Below are 16,992 nucleotides of genomic sequence, written 5' to 3'. Positions count from 1 at the left end.
GGCTCCTTCCTGCTCAGCGGCTGCAAAGCGGCTAGATATCTGCAGCGTCAATGAACCACATGCCGTCGGTATCATCGTCAGTAGCCACGCCAGCGCTTTCCACTGCGTCTTTGAACACGTGATCGCAGAAAACAGAGGCTGTATAAGGTGTCTTGAAGACGTGCGCCTGGCCGAGCGCGCCACGATCAAACGTCACACTTGCACCACCACCCAGGTCGTAGAACTTCCCGTTGATGAATTCCTCGGAGGTATCAATAAAAAGCTTGGAAGCACCTTCGTCCAACGCATCAACTACCCGGATCACAGTGCACAAGTAGCGGCGGTCGCCTTGGCTGCCATCTTCCAGCCGATAGTCAACTTCCGCAAAGGCGAAGGCGTGAGGATCAACGGAAATCATCACGTCGTGCAGTCGCTTCGAGACCAGCCAGTATCCGCTGAATCCCGGCTCTAGATCCCGTGGCGGTGCGCCTACGCTGGGATTGAAGGCCAATCGCGGAACCTCGCGGAGTGGTGGAATGCCTCCCTCCTCTGGTAGCAGGATCATGCGGGGAGGAGACAGCAGACGATCCAGATTCTCGAAGACGACCCCGCATGCAGGGCCACTGATTGCACCGGCCTCAAGGAGAAAGAACTCCCCCTTCCGGGGATGATTAGCTGAGGTCGAATCCATGCGCTATCTCCATCTCATTCTGATTCCTGCACTGGACACAGCTTACCGGGGGCCGGTCACGGAGCAAACACTCGCAATCCTAAAGATACGTGCCGACTGGGCATACTTCCTGTAACCCCGTCTGCAGCAGCCGGTATCGGATGACAACGAAATGCATTACACGTAGATCACCCGTTCAATGGACGCCCTTCACTTGGTCGTCATCGACAATAGCGACGTCGGCTTGGACGAGCACCCGCTGGGCTGCTACGCGGACCTCCACCTCGCGAGGCAGTCCTGGTGTTCGGTAGCAACCACGACCTGCAGCTGGACGATGGGCGGTGGCTACAGCCGGGCACGCCTGACTGAACCGTGCGGCTGTTGAACACGCCGCAACTGGCTACTCATCAGTAGTCTGCCCCCAAGGTCAAATTTCCGCAGCATCCACGAACGAAATGCCGCTATCCCGAGGATTCGTGGGAAGCCCCGCCGCGTAAACTGCATCAACAAACTCGCGGCTCGCGATCACGAAGGTGCTGAATGGAGTCAGGAAGACATGCGCATCTCGCACCACCTCAGAGCGAATGGCCAGACTCGCCCCGCCTGCAAGCGAATAGAACTTTCCGTTGACGAAGCCCTCATCGATCTCGATATCAAGCCTTGAACGCCCCTCGTCTATCGCGTCCAGTTCACGCACCACGTCGCACAGAAAACGCCGTGGCATAGGTGTGCCATCGGCCAGGCGGACATCACACTCAACAAAGTCGAACGCATGCGGATCCACAGAATTCATCACCTGCCATAGCCGTTCCGAGACGAGCCAGTACCCGCTGAAGCCGCCCTCCAGGTCACGTGGCTCAGGGCCCTTGGAAGCCTCGAAGACGATGCGTGGCTTCTCGCGAAGCGCCGGGAGGCCCCCGATGTCCGGGCGCAGAATGATGCGTGGTGGATCGAGCAACACCGACAGGTTCTCAACCTCGGCGCCCCGAAAAGGACGGCTGCTTTCCAGATCGGGGGAGAACAAGTAGAACTGGCCCGCTTGAGGGCCTTGGATGGGGCTTTGCTTCATCGCCTGCGTCCCTGGATTCCCTTCAATGACACCGCAGATGGAGCTTACCCTTCTTGGCTTGGTCGTTTCGAGACAGACGCGATGGGTTCGCGGCTTCCGCTGATGAGCCCCTGTGATGACTGAGAAGGAGATACTGCCCGTAATCGCACCCTCTGAGATGGCGGTAGACCATCCTCTGCTCCCCCACCGGAGGATGCCCATGACCAGGATCGATCCCGCATGGCTCGAAGCCTTTGACAAAGAGCTCCTCCACCTGTTCGCCATCGACCATGGCGATGCCGGCATGGATGAGTACCTGCTCGGCTGCTACGCAGACCTCCCACCGCGCGAGGCGGCGCTGGCGTTCGGCAGCGACTACGACCTGGAGCGCGACGATGCGCTGTGGCCACGGCCGGGCGTGGCGCTGCAAAGTTAAGCCGTGTCGCAATCGGCACGCTGCGCGTATCAGCCCAGCGGGCTAGGTGTCGCTTTTGGGATCCAACACGGCTGCAAACCGTACTTTTTGAAGCGCATCCGGGCGATAACTTAACACCGGCCGAAACCACTGCACCGCAAGGGTTCTGCCACGCGCTCGCCATGCAACAATGCCGTAAGCGTCAGCATTTGCGGTCTCTGCGGCCTACGGTTTCTTGGCATCTCGCAACCATGCGAGTACACCTTGGCAGGCCACCTCACACAGGGTGGCACGGGCGTCGAAAACCCGGTCAACAACCATGTGTTTGCGCTTGTCAGCCGGCGTCACGATCGTGTGACGCCGGCTGGCAATCCGTTCGCGGTCCATGGCGGGCGGTGCGTGGGGATCTTCGGATCCGCCGGATTGGTTGTTGACCGGTTTTCGAGCCTCGCATCGTCCGCCACTTTTATCGGTGGCGTTGCTATCTGTCCTGTACGGAGCATTGCCATGAACACATCGGACTTCCGTTCCCTGCACGCGCAGTACGATCCGGACAACGCCGAACTCGGGCGCGAACCGTCCATCGATCCCAACGCCTTCGTCGCCACGCTACGCCGCATCGGGACCGGTGCGGCTGCGGATGGCCAGCCTTGGCCGGAACGGCATCAACTGCCTGGGCGCTGTCTACAGCTGGCTGATGCGGATTGCGCGCTGGCGGGGCTGCGCGTGGTGGCGGAACTGATGCTGGCTGCGGAGCGGACTCGGCAGAACGGCGCGCCCGAGGAGTACCTGGGGGACCGGGTGATGGAAGGGTTGAAGATGGCGTGTGTGGCGTTGACTGCGCAGGCTATCGAGCGGCTACAGGTTCGGGAGTAGAGCGCACCTCGCTGCGCACATCGAATGCAATGCACGGATCGTATGCAAGGTCCGAAGCATTCGCCGCTATCTGAGCCTTTAGCCTCTAACACTAGCCTCACTATGCCGAGCCGGACTTTGCTTGCCCTGACGACGGCAGCGCTATTGGGATTGATCATTGGAGGGACGTACGCGCCGGCCACCGCAATGCGTTTTGAGAGCTACCCAAGACTCACCGACTCGGAGTTTGCCTTGTTCCAGGCCGACGCCGAGAACTTTGCCCAAGCGTTGGCTTGCCAGGGCGTCACCATCGGAAAGCATGATTCCAGTAGACGCTTCTTTGATATGAGCGTACTTGGCGATGTCATTCTGCTCGCGGACAACTCTGGGGCAAGTCTTCAGATAGTCACCATGTCTACGGTCGCAAGCGATGCAATAGAGCTGGAGCGCTGGAAAGATGGTTGGGGCTCACCAGAGAGACGCAGGAGGAACTTGAGCGCGCCTGAGAACAGCTGCCCTAGGCCTGCCTCCCATTAGCCCCAACTGCACCCTGCCCTAGCAGCCAAACGCGTCAATCGATGACACAAGGAACGTGGTTCTGGCTAGAATCCTGGGCACTTAGCTTCTGGGACAGGGATCTAGGATGGAACTTCCATTCGAGGTGGGCGCGCTCTACAACCGTCAAAAGCAGATCCACGGTGTATTTGGCGGGCAACAGCAAGGCGGCATTTCGACACCCAAGGAGCATCCGCTAGTCATCGCGTTCACTGGCGAGGCCGGCGTGTCTCACGGCTACCATGACTTTTGGGACGACGACGAAGTCTTTCATTACTTCGGCGAGGGTCAAGTCGGGGACATGAAGTATGTGGCGGGCAACCGAGCGATTGGTGAGCACGTCAAGGATGGCAAGACGCTCGTGGTGTTTCAGATGATGGGCAAGGGGCGGCCCTACCGTTACCTTGGTAGGTTCCTGTGCCAGTCCTCCTACGATCAACCTGGCACGCCAGATCGGGAAGGGCAGCCAAGATCTGCCATCGTGTTCCGTTTGAGATCACTGGAAGCTTCAATTGGCCTCGCGGCGGGTGAGACGGACCAGGCAGAGATCGATGCCGCTATCGATGACGTTGGCGCGACGACCACAAGACGCGAAACCGAAGTGCGGACGAAGCAACGCCTGTTCCGCGAGCGTCTGATCGGCGTTGAGAAGGGGTGCCGGCTAACCGGCATTGAGGACCTGAGATTCCTCCGCGCGAGCCATATCAAGCCATGGGCTGATAGCACTCATAGTGAGCGTGTTGATGGGGAGAACGGTCTTCTTCTGGCTCCGCATGCCGATCTGCTCTTTGATCGCGGATGGATTAGCTTTTCGGCGAGCGGTCGCGTACTAGTTTCGAGCAGCCTACCATCTGACGTCCAAGTTCGGTTCGGCCTGAAGTTTGATACATCAATTCGATACGGGATCTTTTCTCGGAAGCAGCTTAGCTTCTTGGAATTTCACCGAGACGTCGTTTTTGATAGAAGAATGGAGATGTCGAGGCCCCTCCATTCTTCTAATGCATAGACAGTCTACTCCTCGGCAAAGCGAGACTTCTTGATTTCCTGACCTTCCTTAACCCACCAGGGCTCATGCAGGATGAAGTATCCACTTTACGCCGACGCCATTTTCAAGAGTCGCCAACGCCCTCGGCTGAAACGACGTCCCCCCGAGATTGAGTAGCGCGACGGTTTGGAGTCCAATCCTCAACGACAAGGAGATTGGACGTGAAGAAGCGCTTTTCCGAAGAACAGATCATCGGCTTCCTGCGCGAGGTCGAGGCGGGCATGCCGATCAAGGACCTATGCCGCCAGCATGGCTTCAGTGAGGCCTCGTACTACTTGTGGCGCAGCAAGTTCGGTGGCATGAGCGTGCCCGACGCCAAGCGGCTCAAGGACTTGGAGGCCGAGAACACACGCCTGAAGAAGTTGCTGGCCGAGCAGGTGTTCGAGAACGACGTCATCAAGGATGCATTGCGAAAAAAGTGGTGACCGCACCGGCGCGCAGATTGCTGGTGCGGAGCATGGTCGAGAAAGGGCTGAGCGAGCGGCGCGCGTTGGTGGTTGCACGCATGAGCGCCAGCGCGCTGCGTTACGAACCCAGGCCGGACCACAACGTTGAATTGCGCGAGCAGATCGCTGTGCTGGCAGACCGGCATCGACGTTACGGCGTGGGCATGATCCATCTGAAATTGCGACAGAAGGGGCTTGTTGTGAACTACAAGCGCGTGGAGCGCCTGTATCAGGAAGCGGGTCTGCAGGTGAGTCGCAGGAAGCGCAAGAAGGTGCCTGCCGGTGAGCGTCAGCCCTTGCTGCGCCCGTCCGCCGCCAATCAGGTGTGGTCGATGGATTTCGTGTTCGACCGCACCGCGGAAGGCCGAGTAATCAAGTGCCTGACCATCGTTGACGACGCCACCCACGAGGCCGTGGCCATCGAGGTGGAACGGGCCATTTCCGGGCAGGGCGTTGCCAGGGTGCTGGACAGATTGGCCGTTCAGCGCGGTTTGCCACAAGTGATCAGGACGGACAACGGCAGGGAGTTTTGCGGCAAAGCGATGGTGGCGTGGGCTCACGAGAAAGGAATTGTCCTGCGCCTGATCGAGCCGGGCAAGCCGAACCAAAACGCTTACGTTGAGTCCTTCAACGGGCGGCTACGCGACGAATGTCTGAACGAGCACTGGTTCCCGACGTTGCTCCATGCCAGAACCAGTATCGAAAGCTGGCGGCGCGACTACAACGAGGAAAGGCCTAAACGAGCACTTGGCGGGCTGACGCCCGCCCAGTACGCCGCGCAGTTGGATGGCAAGAGGGATAAGATCAGCACCGGACTCTAAACCCGACCGCTACTGAGGACGGGGGGACGTCGCCGGAACTGTAGATAGGGAGCTAGACCCTTTGAATTCTCTTCGACTCCTCCGATAACACTCACCCTCTTCAACACTGAGGGCTTGTTAAATACACGATCCCAGGCTGAGAACACTGAATGTGAAACTGCTCGACTGATGGCTAACAGAGTGCCATCTAGCGGCACGCGATCATGCTCTTTGTCGCTGAGAAGGCGCCTCGATATGTGATTCTCAACCGTTGCTCCATTTCCAACTGAATCAAGCACATCTTGAATTACCTTTACGTAGAACTGATGCTTTTTTTCATCGGATGGAGCATTCTCCAGATAAATTTTTTCTGGAAAATCAAGACTGAACGTCGGGAAGTATATTAGAGATGGCATTCGCTCCTTGAGAAAAGCAACTGCCAACTTCCATTCTTCCGCCTTTGCCCTCTTTAACACGCGAGACTTACCACTTCTCGTTTGAAATTGCAGGTTCCATGTATTACTTGCAGCAGAGAAAACGGAATCCGCGAACTTCAGCTCCTGTCTAATTTCAAACCTCTGGGGCGTGAGACTCGTCTCCTTGATTCCAGTGCTGGCGAGGTGTTTGTTCGTGGCCGCGACATCGGCCGCGTCCATCGCCACCATTGCCCTAATTACAATAGAACCATTGAAGTTTGATTTCTTTGAAACAGGAATCAGGCTATTGGGATCTTTAATGCCGTACCCCTTTATGTCAAGCGGGGCAAGTGATTCCGTGTTGTATGTGAAATGATTAAGCGCCTCTAATATTGTTGTCTTTCCACTCTCATTGAGACCAACCAAAGTTAGTATCTTTGGAATATCGGGAAGCTCTATTGAAAGTTTCTTGATGCCTCGAAAATTCTCAATTGAGAAGCTTATGTATTTCATACCCCCCCCAGATGGCTGCAGAAAAATCTACGAACACCTTGAAATAGATATCTAATCCTCAACCGGACCGGAATCGACGCTCGGCTTAGCAAACCAATCCTTGTATGCACCCGAGTCAAAGAATGAAAGTGAATCGATCTCTTTCACGGGGAGGACCTTTATCCAATCTCCTACATCTAGAGATCGCCCTCCCATGAGGTGCCTTACGAGCCGCTCCGCCTCATCATACTGCTTCTGCAACCCCCGCCTAACCCTTCTTATGTATTTACTCCCCTGTGGACTTTGGCTCAGCCTGGCAGGGACTTCCTTATGGACATTTGCATCGAACATCTCAATTTGCTTTTCCAGAGTATATGCACGCTGGCGGGCAACCCAAATATCAACCACTGGATACTCGGTCCTCTCCCCCATCCGAAGAGTATCTTTATCTCTGAATGATGAGAACGTCGGTAGAAGCTCAATGCATGACTCAGGAAGATCGATTCTAGATGGGACTTCAAACACCCTTCCGCAGTATATCTTTCTCAACTTAAGCGTTACCATAACGAGCTTTTGTTCATCAACGGCACGCCGAAGTAACTGAGCCATAGGCGAACCGAACTGCTCAGTAAGTCGATCGTAGACACACTGCGCGCGCCCTCGCTGATGCAAAATATTGCTTACATGAGGCTTAGAACGCTGTCCTCCGACTAGGATTACAGAGAATATATTTAGCAGCGACGCGGATACTATTGAGCCGAGAATCATAGCAATAAGCTTGCAGGCATGTGGAACTGGAATCGCACGATCCACTACATGTGCAGCACGCAAGATCCACGCCCCCGAGTCAAGGGACGGCCTGAGAATTCCAGCAGCCAGAAAAACAAAAGCACCGAGGATTAACCCGGTGCCCGCAGCCATAAAGAAAAGCTTTTGCCCTTCCGCTCTGTTAGAGAAAAATCGAAAAGGGTGAAATATTAAGTTAAACAGATAGCCACTAATAAGCAGCGCTGTCATAACAATAGCTGAGCTTCCTGCCCCCATATATACATCCCTATTTTATCGAATCTGCTCTTGAATTCTCTTCCTAAGCGCATTCACTGCATGACGTGCGTCCACGAAACCTACGTAAACCTTGGAAGCGTCAACCTTAACTGAACCATTAATATTCTGACTGGTCTGAGCCTGCTGAATATCTAGAACTGACTTCCTTTCAATCGTCTTTAGATGCCGCTTCAGTTCTCGGACTTCCGAGCTCATAGACGTTCTCCTACGTTAGTGGGCCCATCATATGGGCCCACTATCTCAATAGCTGAGAATCAAGTCCACCCGTCAATCAAACCCCAACAGGATTAGCCTTCTCCGGATCAATCTTGTACTGCTTGATCGCCCGGGCCACATCCTTCGCGGTCATCTTCCCTTCCTTCGCCAGCGCCGCAATCGCGGCATGCGCGATGTAGTACCGGTCAACCTCAAAGAACCGGCGCAGGTTCGCACGCGTATCCGAACGGCCAAACCCATCCGTACCCAGCACGGTGTACGACATCGGCACGAACGCACGGATCTGGTCCGCATATGCACGCACGTAGTCAGTGGCGGCAATCGCCGGGCCCTGGCGGCCTTCCAGCAGCTCGGTCACGTAGGCCTTGCGCTGCTCACCTTCCGGATGCAGGCGGTTGGCACGCTCCACGTCGAAACCATCGCGACGCAGTTCGTTGAAGCTCGGGCAGCTCCAGATATCGGCGGCCACGCCGAAGTCCTTGTCCAGCAGCTCGGCCGCGGCAATGGCTTCGCGCAGGATGGTGCCCGAACCCAGCAGCTGCACGCGCAGCTCGCCCTTCTTCGGCTTGCCGGCGTCGGTCAACAGGTACATGCCCTTGACGATGCCTTCGGCTGCACCTTCCGGCATTTCCGGGTGGGTGTAGTTCTCGTTCATCAGGGTGACGTAGTAGTACTCGTCCACCTGGTCTTCCATCATGCGCTTGGTGCCGTGCTGCAGGATCACCGTCACTTCGAAGCCGAAGGTCGGGTCGTAGCTGCGCACGTTCGGGATGCCACCGGCCACCAGATGGCTGAAGCCATCTTCGTGCTGCAGGCCTTCACCGTTCAGCGTGGTGCGGCCGGCGGTGCCACCCAGCAGGAAGCCGCGGGTACGCATGTCCGCTGCCTGCCAGGCGATGTCGCCCACGCGCTGGAAGCCGAACATCGAGTAGTAGATGTAGAACGGCAGCATCGGCACGTTGCTGACCGAGTAGCTGGTACCGGCGGCCATCCACGAGCTGATCGCACCCGGCTCGCTGATGCCCTGCTGCAGCACCTGGCCGCTCTGGTCTTCGCGGTAGAACATCAGCTGATCGGCATCGACCGGCTTGTACTTCTGGCCGAACGGCGCGTAGATGCCGATCTGGCGGAACAGGCCTTCCATGCCGAAGGTACGGGCTTCGTCGGCCACGATCGGCACGATGTGCGGGCCCAGTTCCTTGTCACGCAGGGTGATGTTCAGGCTCTGCACGAAGGCCATGGTGGTGGAGTAGCTGCGCTCGCCGCTGCTCTTCAGCAGGCGCTCGTAGGCTTCCAGCTTCGGTGCCACGAAGGTCTTGTCGGCCTTGCGGCGGCGCTGCGGCAGGTAACCACCCAGCGCGGCACGGCGTTCCTGCAGGTACTGCACTTCCGGCGAATCCGGGCCCGGGTGGTAGAACGGCACCTGGCCGTCGGCCAGCTGCGCGTCGGTTACCGGAATGTTGAAGCGGTCGCGGAAGTGGCGCACCGCTTCGTCGTCCAGCTTCTTGGTCTGGTGGGTCGGGTTCAGCGCTTCACCGGCGCTGCCCATGCCGTAACCCTTCACGGTCTTGGCCAGGATGACGGTCGGCATGCCCTTGGTGTTCACGGCCTGGTGGTAGGCGGCGTACACCTTGTGCGGGTCGTGGCCACCACGGTTCAGGCGCCAGATGTCGTCGTCGCTCAGGCCGGCCACCATCGCGGCGGTTTCCGGGTACTTGCCGAAGAAATGCTCGCGGGTATACGCGCCGCCGAAGGCCTTGCAGTTCTGGTACTCGCCGTCGACGGTTTCCATCATCAGCTTCTTCAGGACGCCGTTGGTGTCCTTGGCCAGCAGGGCATCCCAGTAACCGCCCCACAGCAGCTTGATCACGTTCCAGCCGCCGCCACGGAACACGCCTTCCAGTTCCTGGATGATCTTGCCGTTGCCGCGCACCGGGCCGTCCAGGCGCTGCAGGTTGCAGTTCACCACGAAGATCAGGTTGTCCAGGCCTTCACGGCCAGCCAGCGCGATGGCACCCAGGGTTTCCGGCTCGTCGCTCTCGCCGTCGCCGATGAAGCACCACACCTTGCGGTCGGACTTCTCGATCAGGCCACGGTTTTCCAGGTAGCGCATGAACTGCGCCTGGTAGATGGCGGCCAGCGGGCCCAGGCCCATCGACACGGTCGGGGTCTGCCAGTAGTCCGGCATCAGCCACGGGTGCGGGTACGAGGACAGGCCACCGCCGTCCACTTCCATGCGGAACTTGTCCAGCTGCTCTTCGCTGATGCGGCCTTCCAGGAAGGAACGCGCGTAGATGCCCGGGGCGCTGTGGCCCTGGATGAACAGCAGGTCGCCCGGGTGGTTTTCGCTCGGGGCGCGCCAGAAGTGGTTGAAGCCCACGTCGTACAGGGTGGCGCCGGAGGCGAACGAGGCGATGTGGCCGCCCAGGTCACCCGGCTTGCGGTTGGCGCGCACCACGGTGGCCATCGCGTTCCAGCGGATGATCGAACGGATGCGCCATTCCAGCTCGGCGTTGCCCGGGCTCTTGGCCTCGAACTGCGGTTCGATGGTGTTGACGTATTCGGTGGTGGGAGAGAACGGCAGGTAGGCGCCCGAACGACGGGTCAGTTCCACCATGCCTTCCAGCAGCTGATGCGCGCGCTCGGAGCCCTCGACATCAATAACGGCCTTCAACGACTCGATCCACTCCTGGGTTTCCACAGGATTCGGGTCGTTGTTCAGCACCTCGTTCAACCAGTTCATTAGCGCTCCCATTACCGCACGCACGCGCGCGACTGTTGTATAGATTTCTAGACCGCAAAGTGTAGCGCACCAAGGGCTTTCGTCACTTGGCTACGCAGGCGTATGGATGCAACCGGCCAGTGTCCGCAAGGGGCTTGCCGGGCCCCCTGACGGCCCTGCGGCGGGCCTTGGCGGCTGCGCGGGCTGTCGCTTGCGGGCGGCTGCGCCCATGTGCAGGACGCAGTGTTACTGCTGCCGATGACGGTTGTAGGGCAACTCCGGCACCGCTGTAGGGGCGGATCGTGCAACGGTACTGAACCGGCGACAACATGTCGCACCTGCCTCTGGATCGGTACGGGCTGCGGGTCCAACGTGGGCCGCGAATGAGGGGCCTGGCGGCCCTGCTCCCTTCCACAGCATCGCCGGGGCGCCCTGCAAGGGGCGCCCCTTTTGCTGTGCGCGTGGCCGGCCGTGGCCCAAAACGGACCTGCTTGTGGCCGGATCGATGATTGCCGGCTTCGATATATCGATATATCGTTTGCACACTCGTTTACCGATATATCGAAATGAGCCGTACGTCTTCTCCCAGAGCCCGTTCCACCGATCCGGATGTACCGCGCCGCAACGGCCAGCCACGGGTGCTCAGCCGGGGCGACCTGCGCCTGCTGGTGCTGGCCCTGATCGGCGAGCAGCCACGCCATGGCTACGAGCTGATGCAGCTGATCAGCAACCAGTTCATGCAGGCCTACACGCCCAGCGCCGGCACCATGTACCCGCTGCTGGCCAGCTTCGAGCAGGCCGGCTGGATCGAGGCCGAAGAGGTGGACGGCAAACGGATCTTCCGCATCACCGCCGCCGGCGAGTTCGAGCTGAAGGTGCAGCGTACCCAGGTACGCCTCGCGCAACGGCGAGCCTTCGACCGTGCCCGCGAGATCACCAAGGCGTCGTTGCCGCCGCCGCTGGCCACTGCCCTGCGCGAGTTCAAGCGGGCGCTGGTGCATCACCACGGCCGCTGGGCCGAAGGCGAGGCGGACGAGGTGGCGGCGCTGCTGAGCCGGGCCTCGGCCCTGCTGAACGGTACCGCCGGTAGCGAGGCATCACCCCTTTCAACGACCCAGCCAGACTGAATCCAGCCAGGTCTCCCCCATGCCGCGCGCGCCCGCGCGACACCTTTGCAGGTAAAACCCCATGACCGAACACAACAACACGCGCCTGCGCCTGGATGTGCGCTTCCGTGAACTGACCGTGCTGCGCACCGAAGAAGTCACCCCGCACATGCGCCGCGTGGTGCTGGGCGGCGACGATCTGGCCGGCTTCGATTCGCCCGGCGCCGACGACCACATCAAGCTGTTCTTCCCCAACGCCAGCGGCGAGATGGTGCTGCCGGTGCTGACCGCCGAAGGCCGCAGCTATCCGGCCGGCAAGGCGCCCTCGCCGTCGCGCGACTACACCCCGCGCTGGTGGGACCACGAGACCGGCGAGCTGGCCATCGACTTCCTGCTGCACGACCAGGGCGTCGCCGGGCCGTGGGCCGAGCGCGCGCAGCCGGGCGACACGCTGGTGATCGGCGGCCCGCGCGGCTCGTTCGTGGTGGCCGACACCTACGACGCCTACGTGCTGATCGGCGACGAGACCGCACTGCCGGCCATCGCCCGCTGGCTGGACGTGCTGCCCGACGGTGCCGAAGTGCAGGCGTTCATTGAGGTGCGCGACGAGGCCGAGCGCCAGGACCTGCCGCAGTACGAGAACGTGCGCATCCACTGGCTGGAGCGCAACGGCTTCCCGGCGGCCAGCAGCACGCTGCTGGAAGACATGCTGACCGACTTCGAGGCACCGGACGGCGATGTCTTCTACTGGATCGCCACCGAATCGCGCCGCGCGCGGATGATGCGCAAGTTCATCGAAGGCCACCTGGGCGTACCGCGCGACTGGATCCGTTCGACCGGCTACTGGAAGGCCCACCCGGACGAGGCCGACGGCGATTGATCAAAGGACGGTAGGTGCGGACCGTTGGTCCGCACGCCCTCCGAAGGGTAGTGCCGCACCCACCCGAACCGCTGCGCGGCCCAGATCTCCAGCGCCACCAGCAGTGCGACGACCAGCAGCGGCAACAGCAGCCCGAAGTACACGCCGGGCATCATGCCGTTGATCTGCGCCTTCACCAGCCGCAGCACGCCACGGGTGTGCAGCAGCTCATCCACATGCATGGTCAGCGCCTCGCGCACCACCTTGGGTTCCAGGCCGAGGGTGCCAGCCTTGTCCACCAGCGTGTCTTCCACCATGCCACGCAGCAGGCCTTCGCGCACCTTGCCGATCACCCAGCCGGTACCGCGCGCCAACGGGCCGTTGCCAAGACGGTCCAGGCCGGGCAGTGGATGTTCGCTGAGGTAGGCCGTGGCGATGGTGTCGGCCACATCGCCCACCGTGCCCTGGCTGCGCAATGCCTCGCGCATGGGTGGGTCGTCCAGCGAGTCGGTGAAGCCTTCGCTCCAGCCTTCCACCAGGGTCTGCAGGTGCGGCTGGAAATGATCAAGCTGCTTGAACAGCGCGCGGTGCGCACCGGCGGTGAAGCCCAGCTGCAGGCCGAAGAAGGCCGTGGCCAGCGGCAGCAGCACCACGTAGCTGGCCAGCAGCCAGTGATGCCAGCGCTTGCGCCGCTGCAACCAACCCCGGCGGTGCAGCCAGCGCCAGCCGAGGATGCCCAGCACCAGGCCAAGCAGCGTACCGAGCACGCTGCCGCCCAGCAGATCCAGCACGCTCAGGCCCGACCAGAACTCGTTCAACCAGTACTGCGCGTCCTGCATGGGTCTTCCTTCCATGGGTGATACAGCGGGGCATTGTAGAGCCGAGTCCACGCTCGGTTGCGCCGCCGTCGGTGGGTGCGGACCGCCATCGACTGGTGGGTGCGGACCGTTGGTCCGCACACTCCCATGGAATTGCCGGCCAGCGGCCGGCACTACCGAGCTGGCAATGCGACAATCGCGCTCCTTTCCTGCAGCAACGAGGCCCACATGGCCAAACTGACCCTGGCCAGCGTGGACGCGCTGCGTACCCGCTTTGCCGATGACGCCGCCTGCGATGCGGCGCTGGCCGCGTTCGCCGACACCGCTGCACTGCGCGCGCCGCTGCGCGAGCTGGTGGCGGCGCAGCACCGCTACCTGCAGGCCGAATTCGAAGTGGCGCAGGTGGCCGATGTGCTGCGCCGCGACCAGAAGTACGCGCCGGTAGGCCGGCCGTCGGTGCACATCGTGCAGCTGCGCAAGCAACAGGCGGCCACCAAGCAGGCGGCGCTGATCGCGCGCCAGGTGGTGGCGCAGGCCGCGCAGACGTTCGCACGGGCCAGCGGGCTGGCGGTGAAGGCCAAGCAGAGCCCGAGCGAAGCGTGCGTGGCATGGTTGGGCGCGTTGCGCTGAGGGATCGTGCGGACCAACGGTCCGCACCCACCAGATGCAGGTTGGCACCTGCCAGGTAGTGCCGGCCGCTGGCCGGCAACCCCTAATGATCGGCCAGCTCGCAAGCAGCCGGCCAGCGGCCGGCTCTACCCGCACCGCAAAAAAGAAGGCCCGCTTTTCAGCGGGCCTTCTGCCTTCTCACGACGAGTGAGTCGGGTACATCAAGCCGCCGGCTTTTCGCCGGTGGCTTCGGTGGTGATGCGGATCTTCACTTCATCGCTGACGTTCGGGGCGTAGGCGCCGACGCCGAAATCGCTGCGCTTCAGGGTGGTGGTGGCATCGAAGCCGGCGGCCGGAACCTTGGCCATCGGGTGCTCGCCGCCGCCGTTGACGGTGACGTCCAGGGCGACCGGCTTGGTGATGCCCTTGATGGTCAGGTCGCCGGTGACGGTCAGCTTGTTGGTGCCGGCCGCTTCCACCTTGGTGCTCTTGAAGGTGGCATCGGCGAACTTGGCGGCGTCGAAGAAGTCGGCGCTCTTCAGGTGTTCGTCGAACTTGGCGGTGAAGCTGTTCAGGCCGCTCAGCGGCAGCTTCACTTCCACGGTGGACTTGGTCACGTCTTCGGCGTTGTACACCAGGGTGCCTTCGACGTTGCCGAAGTGCGCGCTCGGGTTGGAGAAGCCGAAGTGGCTCCACTGCGCCAGCACGTCGGTGTGGCTCGGGTCCAGCTTGTAGGTGCCCGAGGCGATCTTGATCGCTTCGGCGGCCGGCGCGGCAGCAGCGGCATCAGCCGCCGGGGTGGCGGCCTGCTCGGTGGTGGCCGGGGCGGCAGCATCGGCCGCCGGGGCAGCGGTGTCGGCCGGCTTGGAGCAGGCGGCGATGGCCAGGGTCAGGGCCAGCGGCAGCAGCAGTTTACGGGTGGCGCTCATCTGAGGAACTCTCCGGATCGTAGGGTGGGTACACGGTGCAGCAAGAGCCCGCCGCACGACGGCGGGCCCGAAACCGATACAGCGTCTTACGCGATGCGCGCCGCTTCGTCGAACGACAGGCGCGGCAGGCGCGGGAACAGGCCCGCCGGGTCACCGTAACCCAGGTTGACCAGGAAATTCGACTTGATGGAGGTGCCGGCGAAGAAGGCGTCGTCGACCTTGGCCGGGTCGAAGCCGGACATCGGGCCGGCATCCAGGCCCAGCGCGCGCGCAGCCAGGATCAGGTAGGCGCCCTGCAGGCTGCCGTTGCGGATGGCCGCTTCGTGGCGGCCTTCCTGCGGGCCGTCGAACCAGGCCTTGGCATCGGTGTGCGGGAACAGGTACGGCAGCTTCTCGTGGAAGTCCAGGTCGAAACCGATGATGACGGTGACCGGCGCGGCCATGGTCTTGGCCAGGTTGCCTTCGGACAGCGCCGGGGCCAGCTTGTCCTTGGCCTCCTTCGAGGTGACGAAGACGAAGCGGGCCGGCGTGGTGTTGGCCGCGGTGGGGCCCCACTTCACCAGGTCGTACAGTTCCTTCAGCAGGCTCTCGGGGACCGGCTTGTCGAGGAAGGCGTTCTGGGTGCGGGCCGTGCGGAACAGCTGGTCGAGGGCGGCGGCGTCGAGCACGTGGGACATCGGTGGATCTCCAGGGCGGCGAAGGGAAGTCAGTGCCCGCGGGCGGCGCGGGGCGAAACGACGAGCCGCAGTGTAGAGTGTCGCGACTGTTGCAACACCCAGCAGGGCTGAAACGAATTAATGCCAATGGTGAAACGATCGAGCGCGCCGTGGACGGTCACTGACGGCCGCGCGGGCAATGTCCGCCAGGCGGTCGCGCTGGCCTCGGCACTGCGCCAGGGCACCCACCGACCGCTGCTCCTGCAACCGCGCGCGCCCTGGCGCTGGCTGTCGCCGCGCCGCCTGCCCGGCGATGTCAACGGCTACGGCGAGGCCTTTGCGTCACTGGCCAACGAGGCGCCGGCGCTGGCCATCGGCTGCGGGCGCCAGGCCGCTGGCGCGCTGCGCGTGCTGCGTGCACGCGGCAGCCAGGTGGTGCAGATCCTCGACCCGCGCATCAGCGCCCGCCATTGGGACGTGGTGGTGGTGCCCGAACACGATGCCCTGCGCGGCAGCAACGTGCTGACCCTGCTCGGCAGCCTCAACCCGGTGGACGATGACTGGCTGGCCTGGGGCCGCGCCGCATTCGCCGGCTTCAGTACCCTGCCCGGCCCGCGCACCGCACTGCTGGTCGGTGGGCCGACGCCGCTGGCACCGTGGGACGAGACCGCGATGGTCGGCGTGTTCCAGGCGCTGGCCGAGCAGATCCGCAGCGAAGGCGGTAGCCTGCTGGCAACGACCTCGCGTCGTACGCCGCCGGCCCTGGCCGAGGTCCTGCGTGCGAAATTCGCCGACCTGCCGCACGTGATCTGGGGCGATGGCGGCGACGGCACCAATCCCTATGGCGGCCTGCTCGGCTGGGCCAACCGCGTGGTGGTCTCGCCCGATTCGGTGAACCTGCTCTCGGAGGCGTGCGCCACGCGCATGCCGGTGATGGTGGCGCTGGCCAGTACCGCACAGGGCCGCCTGGCGCGCTTCCAGCAGCAGCTGCGCGCGCGCGGGCGTTTGCAGCGGCATTGGCTGGACTGGCAGTACGACCGCATCGAACCGCTGCGCGAAACCGCGCGGGTGGCAGCAGAAGTGAAGCAGCGCCTGGCATTGGGGTAGTGGGGGGGGGGGGGGGGGGGGGGGGGGCGCGCCCCGCCCCCCCCCCCCCCCCCCGGGCCCCCCCCCCCCCCCCCCCCCCCCCCCCCCCCCCCCCCCGCCCCCCCCCCCCCCCCCCCCCCCCCCCCCCCCCCCCCCCCCCCCCCCCCCCCCCCCCCCCCCCCCCCCCCCCCCCCCCCCCCCCCCC

The 16,992-nt window shown here is 62.2% G+C and carries 16 protein-coding genes; 8 read left to right on the top strand and 8 right to left on the bottom strand.

The genetic code is table 11. The features are described 5' to 3' along the window. Nucleotides 1-31: 31 nt before the first annotated feature. Nucleotides 32-670: a DUF1629 domain-containing protein gene (locus tag WDC87_RS17825; RefSeq protein WP_053505789.1), complete on the bottom strand. Its 639-nt coding sequence runs from the start codon at nt 668-670 to the stop codon at nt 32-34. A 406-nt stretch (nt 671-1,076) separates the two neighbouring features. Beyond that, nucleotides 1,077-1,718: a DUF1629 domain-containing protein gene (locus tag WDC87_RS17820; RefSeq protein WP_053505788.1), complete on the bottom strand. Its 642-nt coding sequence runs from the start codon at nt 1,716-1,718 to the stop codon at nt 1,077-1,079. A 199-nt stretch (nt 1,719-1,917) separates the two neighbouring features. Here WDC87_RS17820 and WDC87_RS17815 point away from each other — a divergent pair, with 199 nt between their 5' ends. The 4 genes from WDC87_RS17815 (at nt 1,918) to WDC87_RS17800 (ending at nt 5,834) form a co-directional block, all read left to right on the top strand. Beyond that, nucleotides 1,918-2,133 (top strand): hypothetical protein, encoded by a 216-nt coding sequence (locus tag WDC87_RS17815; protein ID WP_195840516.1) that lies wholly within the window; start codon nt 1,918-1,920, stop codon nt 2,131-2,133. A 486-nt stretch (nt 2,134-2,619) separates the two neighbouring features. After that, on the top strand, nt 2,620-2,988 hold the full coding sequence (locus WDC87_RS17810) for a hypothetical protein (RefSeq protein WP_053505786.1): 369 nt from the start codon (nt 2,620-2,622) through the stop codon (nt 2,986-2,988). A gap of 622 nt (nt 2,989-3,610) precedes the next feature. Next, entirely contained in the window at nt 3,611-4,528 is a 918-nt protein-coding gene (locus tag WDC87_RS17805; protein WP_053505784.1) for an HNH endonuclease signature motif containing protein, read from the top strand. A 200-nt stretch (nt 4,529-4,728) separates the two neighbouring features. Further along, nucleotides 4,729-5,834, top strand: a protein-coding gene (locus WDC87_RS17800) for an IS3 family transposase (protein ID WP_252745070.1) whose coding sequence is annotated in 2 segments (ribosomal slippage) — nt 4,729-4,987 and nt 4,987-5,834 — 1,107 coding nt in all. Because the reading frame shifts where the segments join, the coding sequence is not laid out codon by codon here. Here the strand turns inward: WDC87_RS17800 and WDC87_RS17795 are convergent. The 3 genes from WDC87_RS17795 to aceE all read right to left on the bottom strand — a co-directional run bounded on the left by WDC87_RS17795 (nt 5,831) and on the right by aceE (nt 10,745). Next, complete coding sequence (locus WDC87_RS17795; protein WP_252745069.1) at nt 5,831-6,742, bottom strand: AAA family ATPase; 912 nt, start codon at nt 6,740-6,742, stop codon at nt 5,831-5,833. The two genes, WDC87_RS17800 and WDC87_RS17795, sit on opposite strands and share 4 nt — an antisense overlap. 51 nt (nt 6,743-6,793) lie before the next feature. Then, complete coding sequence (locus WDC87_RS17790) at nt 6,794-7,330, bottom strand: hypothetical protein (RefSeq protein ID WP_252745068.1); 537 nt, start codon at nt 7,328-7,330, stop codon at nt 6,794-6,796. A gap of 727 nt (nt 7,331-8,057) precedes the next feature. Continuing rightward, nucleotides 8,058-10,745, bottom strand: coding sequence for a pyruvate dehydrogenase (acetyl-transferring), homodimeric type (gene aceE, locus WDC87_RS17785; RefSeq protein ID WP_053505057.1), 2,688 nt, complete (start codon nt 10,743-10,745; stop codon nt 8,058-8,060). 545 nt (nt 10,746-11,290) lie between these two features. Between aceE and WDC87_RS17780 the strand changes: the two genes are divergently transcribed. Together WDC87_RS17780 and WDC87_RS17775 are read left to right on the top strand one after the other, a co-directional pair. Then, complete coding sequence (locus WDC87_RS17780; protein WP_053505056.1) at nt 11,291-11,851, top strand: PadR family transcriptional regulator; 561 nt, start codon at nt 11,291-11,293, stop codon at nt 11,849-11,851. A gap of 61 nt (nt 11,852-11,912) precedes the next feature. Beyond that, nucleotides 11,913-12,710 carry a siderophore-interacting protein gene (locus WDC87_RS17775; protein ID WP_053505055.1) on the top strand — a complete coding sequence of 266 codons (798 nt, stop codon included), beginning with the start codon at nt 11,913-11,915 and terminating at the stop codon, nt 12,708-12,710. Here WDC87_RS17775 and WDC87_RS17770 read toward each other — a convergent pair. After that, the gene (locus tag WDC87_RS17770) at nt 12,671-13,528 is read right to left on the bottom strand and encodes a hypothetical protein (protein WP_336331315.1); all 858 of its coding nucleotides are present in this window, start codon (nt 13,526-13,528) and stop codon (nt 12,671-12,673) included. The genes WDC87_RS17775 and WDC87_RS17770 overlap by 40 nt on opposite strands. A 207-nt stretch (nt 13,529-13,735) precedes the next feature. On the opposite strand from WDC87_RS17770, the gene WDC87_RS17765 reads away from it, so the two are divergent. Next, entirely contained in the window at nt 13,736-14,137 is a 402-nt protein-coding gene (locus WDC87_RS17765) for a hypothetical protein (RefSeq protein WP_053462002.1), read from the top strand. Between the two features lie 200 nt (nt 14,138-14,337). Here the strand turns inward: WDC87_RS17765 and WDC87_RS17760 are convergent, their stop codons facing one another. Together WDC87_RS17760 and WDC87_RS17755 are read right to left on the bottom strand one after the other, a co-directional pair. Continuing rightward, a complete protein-coding gene (locus WDC87_RS17760) occupies nt 14,338-15,045 on the bottom strand; it encodes a YceI family protein (RefSeq protein WP_252745067.1) in 708 nt (235 codons plus the stop codon). An 86-nt stretch (nt 15,046-15,131) separates the two neighbouring features. Continuing rightward, nucleotides 15,132-15,722 (bottom strand): malonic semialdehyde reductase, encoded by a 591-nt coding sequence (locus WDC87_RS17755; RefSeq protein ID WP_053505053.1) that lies wholly within the window; start codon nt 15,720-15,722, stop codon nt 15,132-15,134. A 126-nt stretch (nt 15,723-15,848) separates the two neighbouring features. Here WDC87_RS17755 and WDC87_RS17750 point away from each other — a divergent pair, with 126 nt between their 5' ends. Further along, nucleotides 15,849-16,808 (top strand): mitochondrial fission ELM1 family protein, encoded by a 960-nt coding sequence (locus WDC87_RS17750; protein ID WP_252745066.1) that lies wholly within the window; start codon nt 15,849-15,851, stop codon nt 16,806-16,808. Nucleotides 16,809-16,992: the final 184 nt, after the last annotated feature.

It is taken from the genome of Stenotrophomonas maltophilia group sp. Smal12 (genome assembly GCF_037079935.1).
GTDB lineage: Bacteria > Pseudomonadota > Gammaproteobacteria > Xanthomonadales > Xanthomonadaceae > Stenotrophomonas > Stenotrophomonas sepilia.
This window is presented reverse-complemented; position numbering and strand designations above follow the sequence as displayed.

Excerpts from the sequence above, each read along its gene's own strand:
- WDC87_RS17825 (WP_053505789.1), bottom strand. The coding sequence starts at position 670 with ATGGATTCGACCTCAGCTAATCATCCCCGGAAGGGGGAGTTCTTTCTC.
- WDC87_RS17795 (WP_252745069.1), bottom strand. The coding sequence starts at position 6,742 with ATGAAATACATAAGCTTCTCAATTGAGAATTTTCGAGGCATCAAGAAA.
- WDC87_RS17770 (WP_336331315.1), bottom strand. The coding sequence starts at position 13,528 with ATGCAGGACGCGCAGTACTGGTTGAACGAGTTCTGGTCGGGCCTGAGC.
- WDC87_RS17780 (WP_053505056.1), top strand. The coding sequence starts at position 11,291 with ATGAGCCGTACGTCTTCTCCCAGAGCCCGTTCCACCGATCCGGATGTA.
- WDC87_RS17820 (WP_053505788.1), bottom strand. The coding sequence starts at position 1,718 with ATGAAGCAAAGCCCCATCCAAGGCCCTCAAGCGGGCCAGTTCTACTTG.
- WDC87_RS17815 (WP_195840516.1), top strand. The coding sequence starts at position 1,918 with ATGACCAGGATCGATCCCGCATGGCTCGAAGCCTTTGACAAAGAGCTC.
- WDC87_RS17765 (WP_053462002.1), top strand. The coding sequence starts at position 13,736 with ATGGCCAAACTGACCCTGGCCAGCGTGGACGCGCTGCGTACCCGCTTT.
- WDC87_RS17805 (WP_053505784.1), top strand. The coding sequence starts at position 3,611 with ATGGAACTTCCATTCGAGGTGGGCGCGCTCTACAACCGTCAAAAGCAG.
- WDC87_RS17790 (WP_252745068.1), bottom strand. The coding sequence starts at position 7,330 with ATGGCTCAGTTACTTCGGCGTGCCGTTGATGAACAAAAGCTCGTTATG.
- WDC87_RS17755 (WP_053505053.1), bottom strand. The coding sequence starts at position 15,722 with ATGTCCCACGTGCTCGACGCCGCCGCCCTCGACCAGCTGTTCCGCACG.
- WDC87_RS17750 (WP_252745066.1), top strand. The coding sequence starts at position 15,849 with ATGGTGAAACGATCGAGCGCGCCGTGGACGGTCACTGACGGCCGCGCG.
- WDC87_RS17775 (WP_053505055.1), top strand. The coding sequence starts at position 11,913 with ATGACCGAACACAACAACACGCGCCTGCGCCTGGATGTGCGCTTCCGT.
- WDC87_RS17810 (WP_053505786.1), top strand. The coding sequence starts at position 2,620 with ATGAACACATCGGACTTCCGTTCCCTGCACGCGCAGTACGATCCGGAC.
- aceE (WP_053505057.1), bottom strand. The coding sequence starts at position 10,745 with ATGAACTGGTTGAACGAGGTGCTGAACAACGACCCGAATCCTGTGGAA.
- WDC87_RS17760 (WP_252745067.1), bottom strand. The coding sequence starts at position 15,045 with ATGAGCGCCACCCGTAAACTGCTGCTGCCGCTGGCCCTGACCCTGGCC.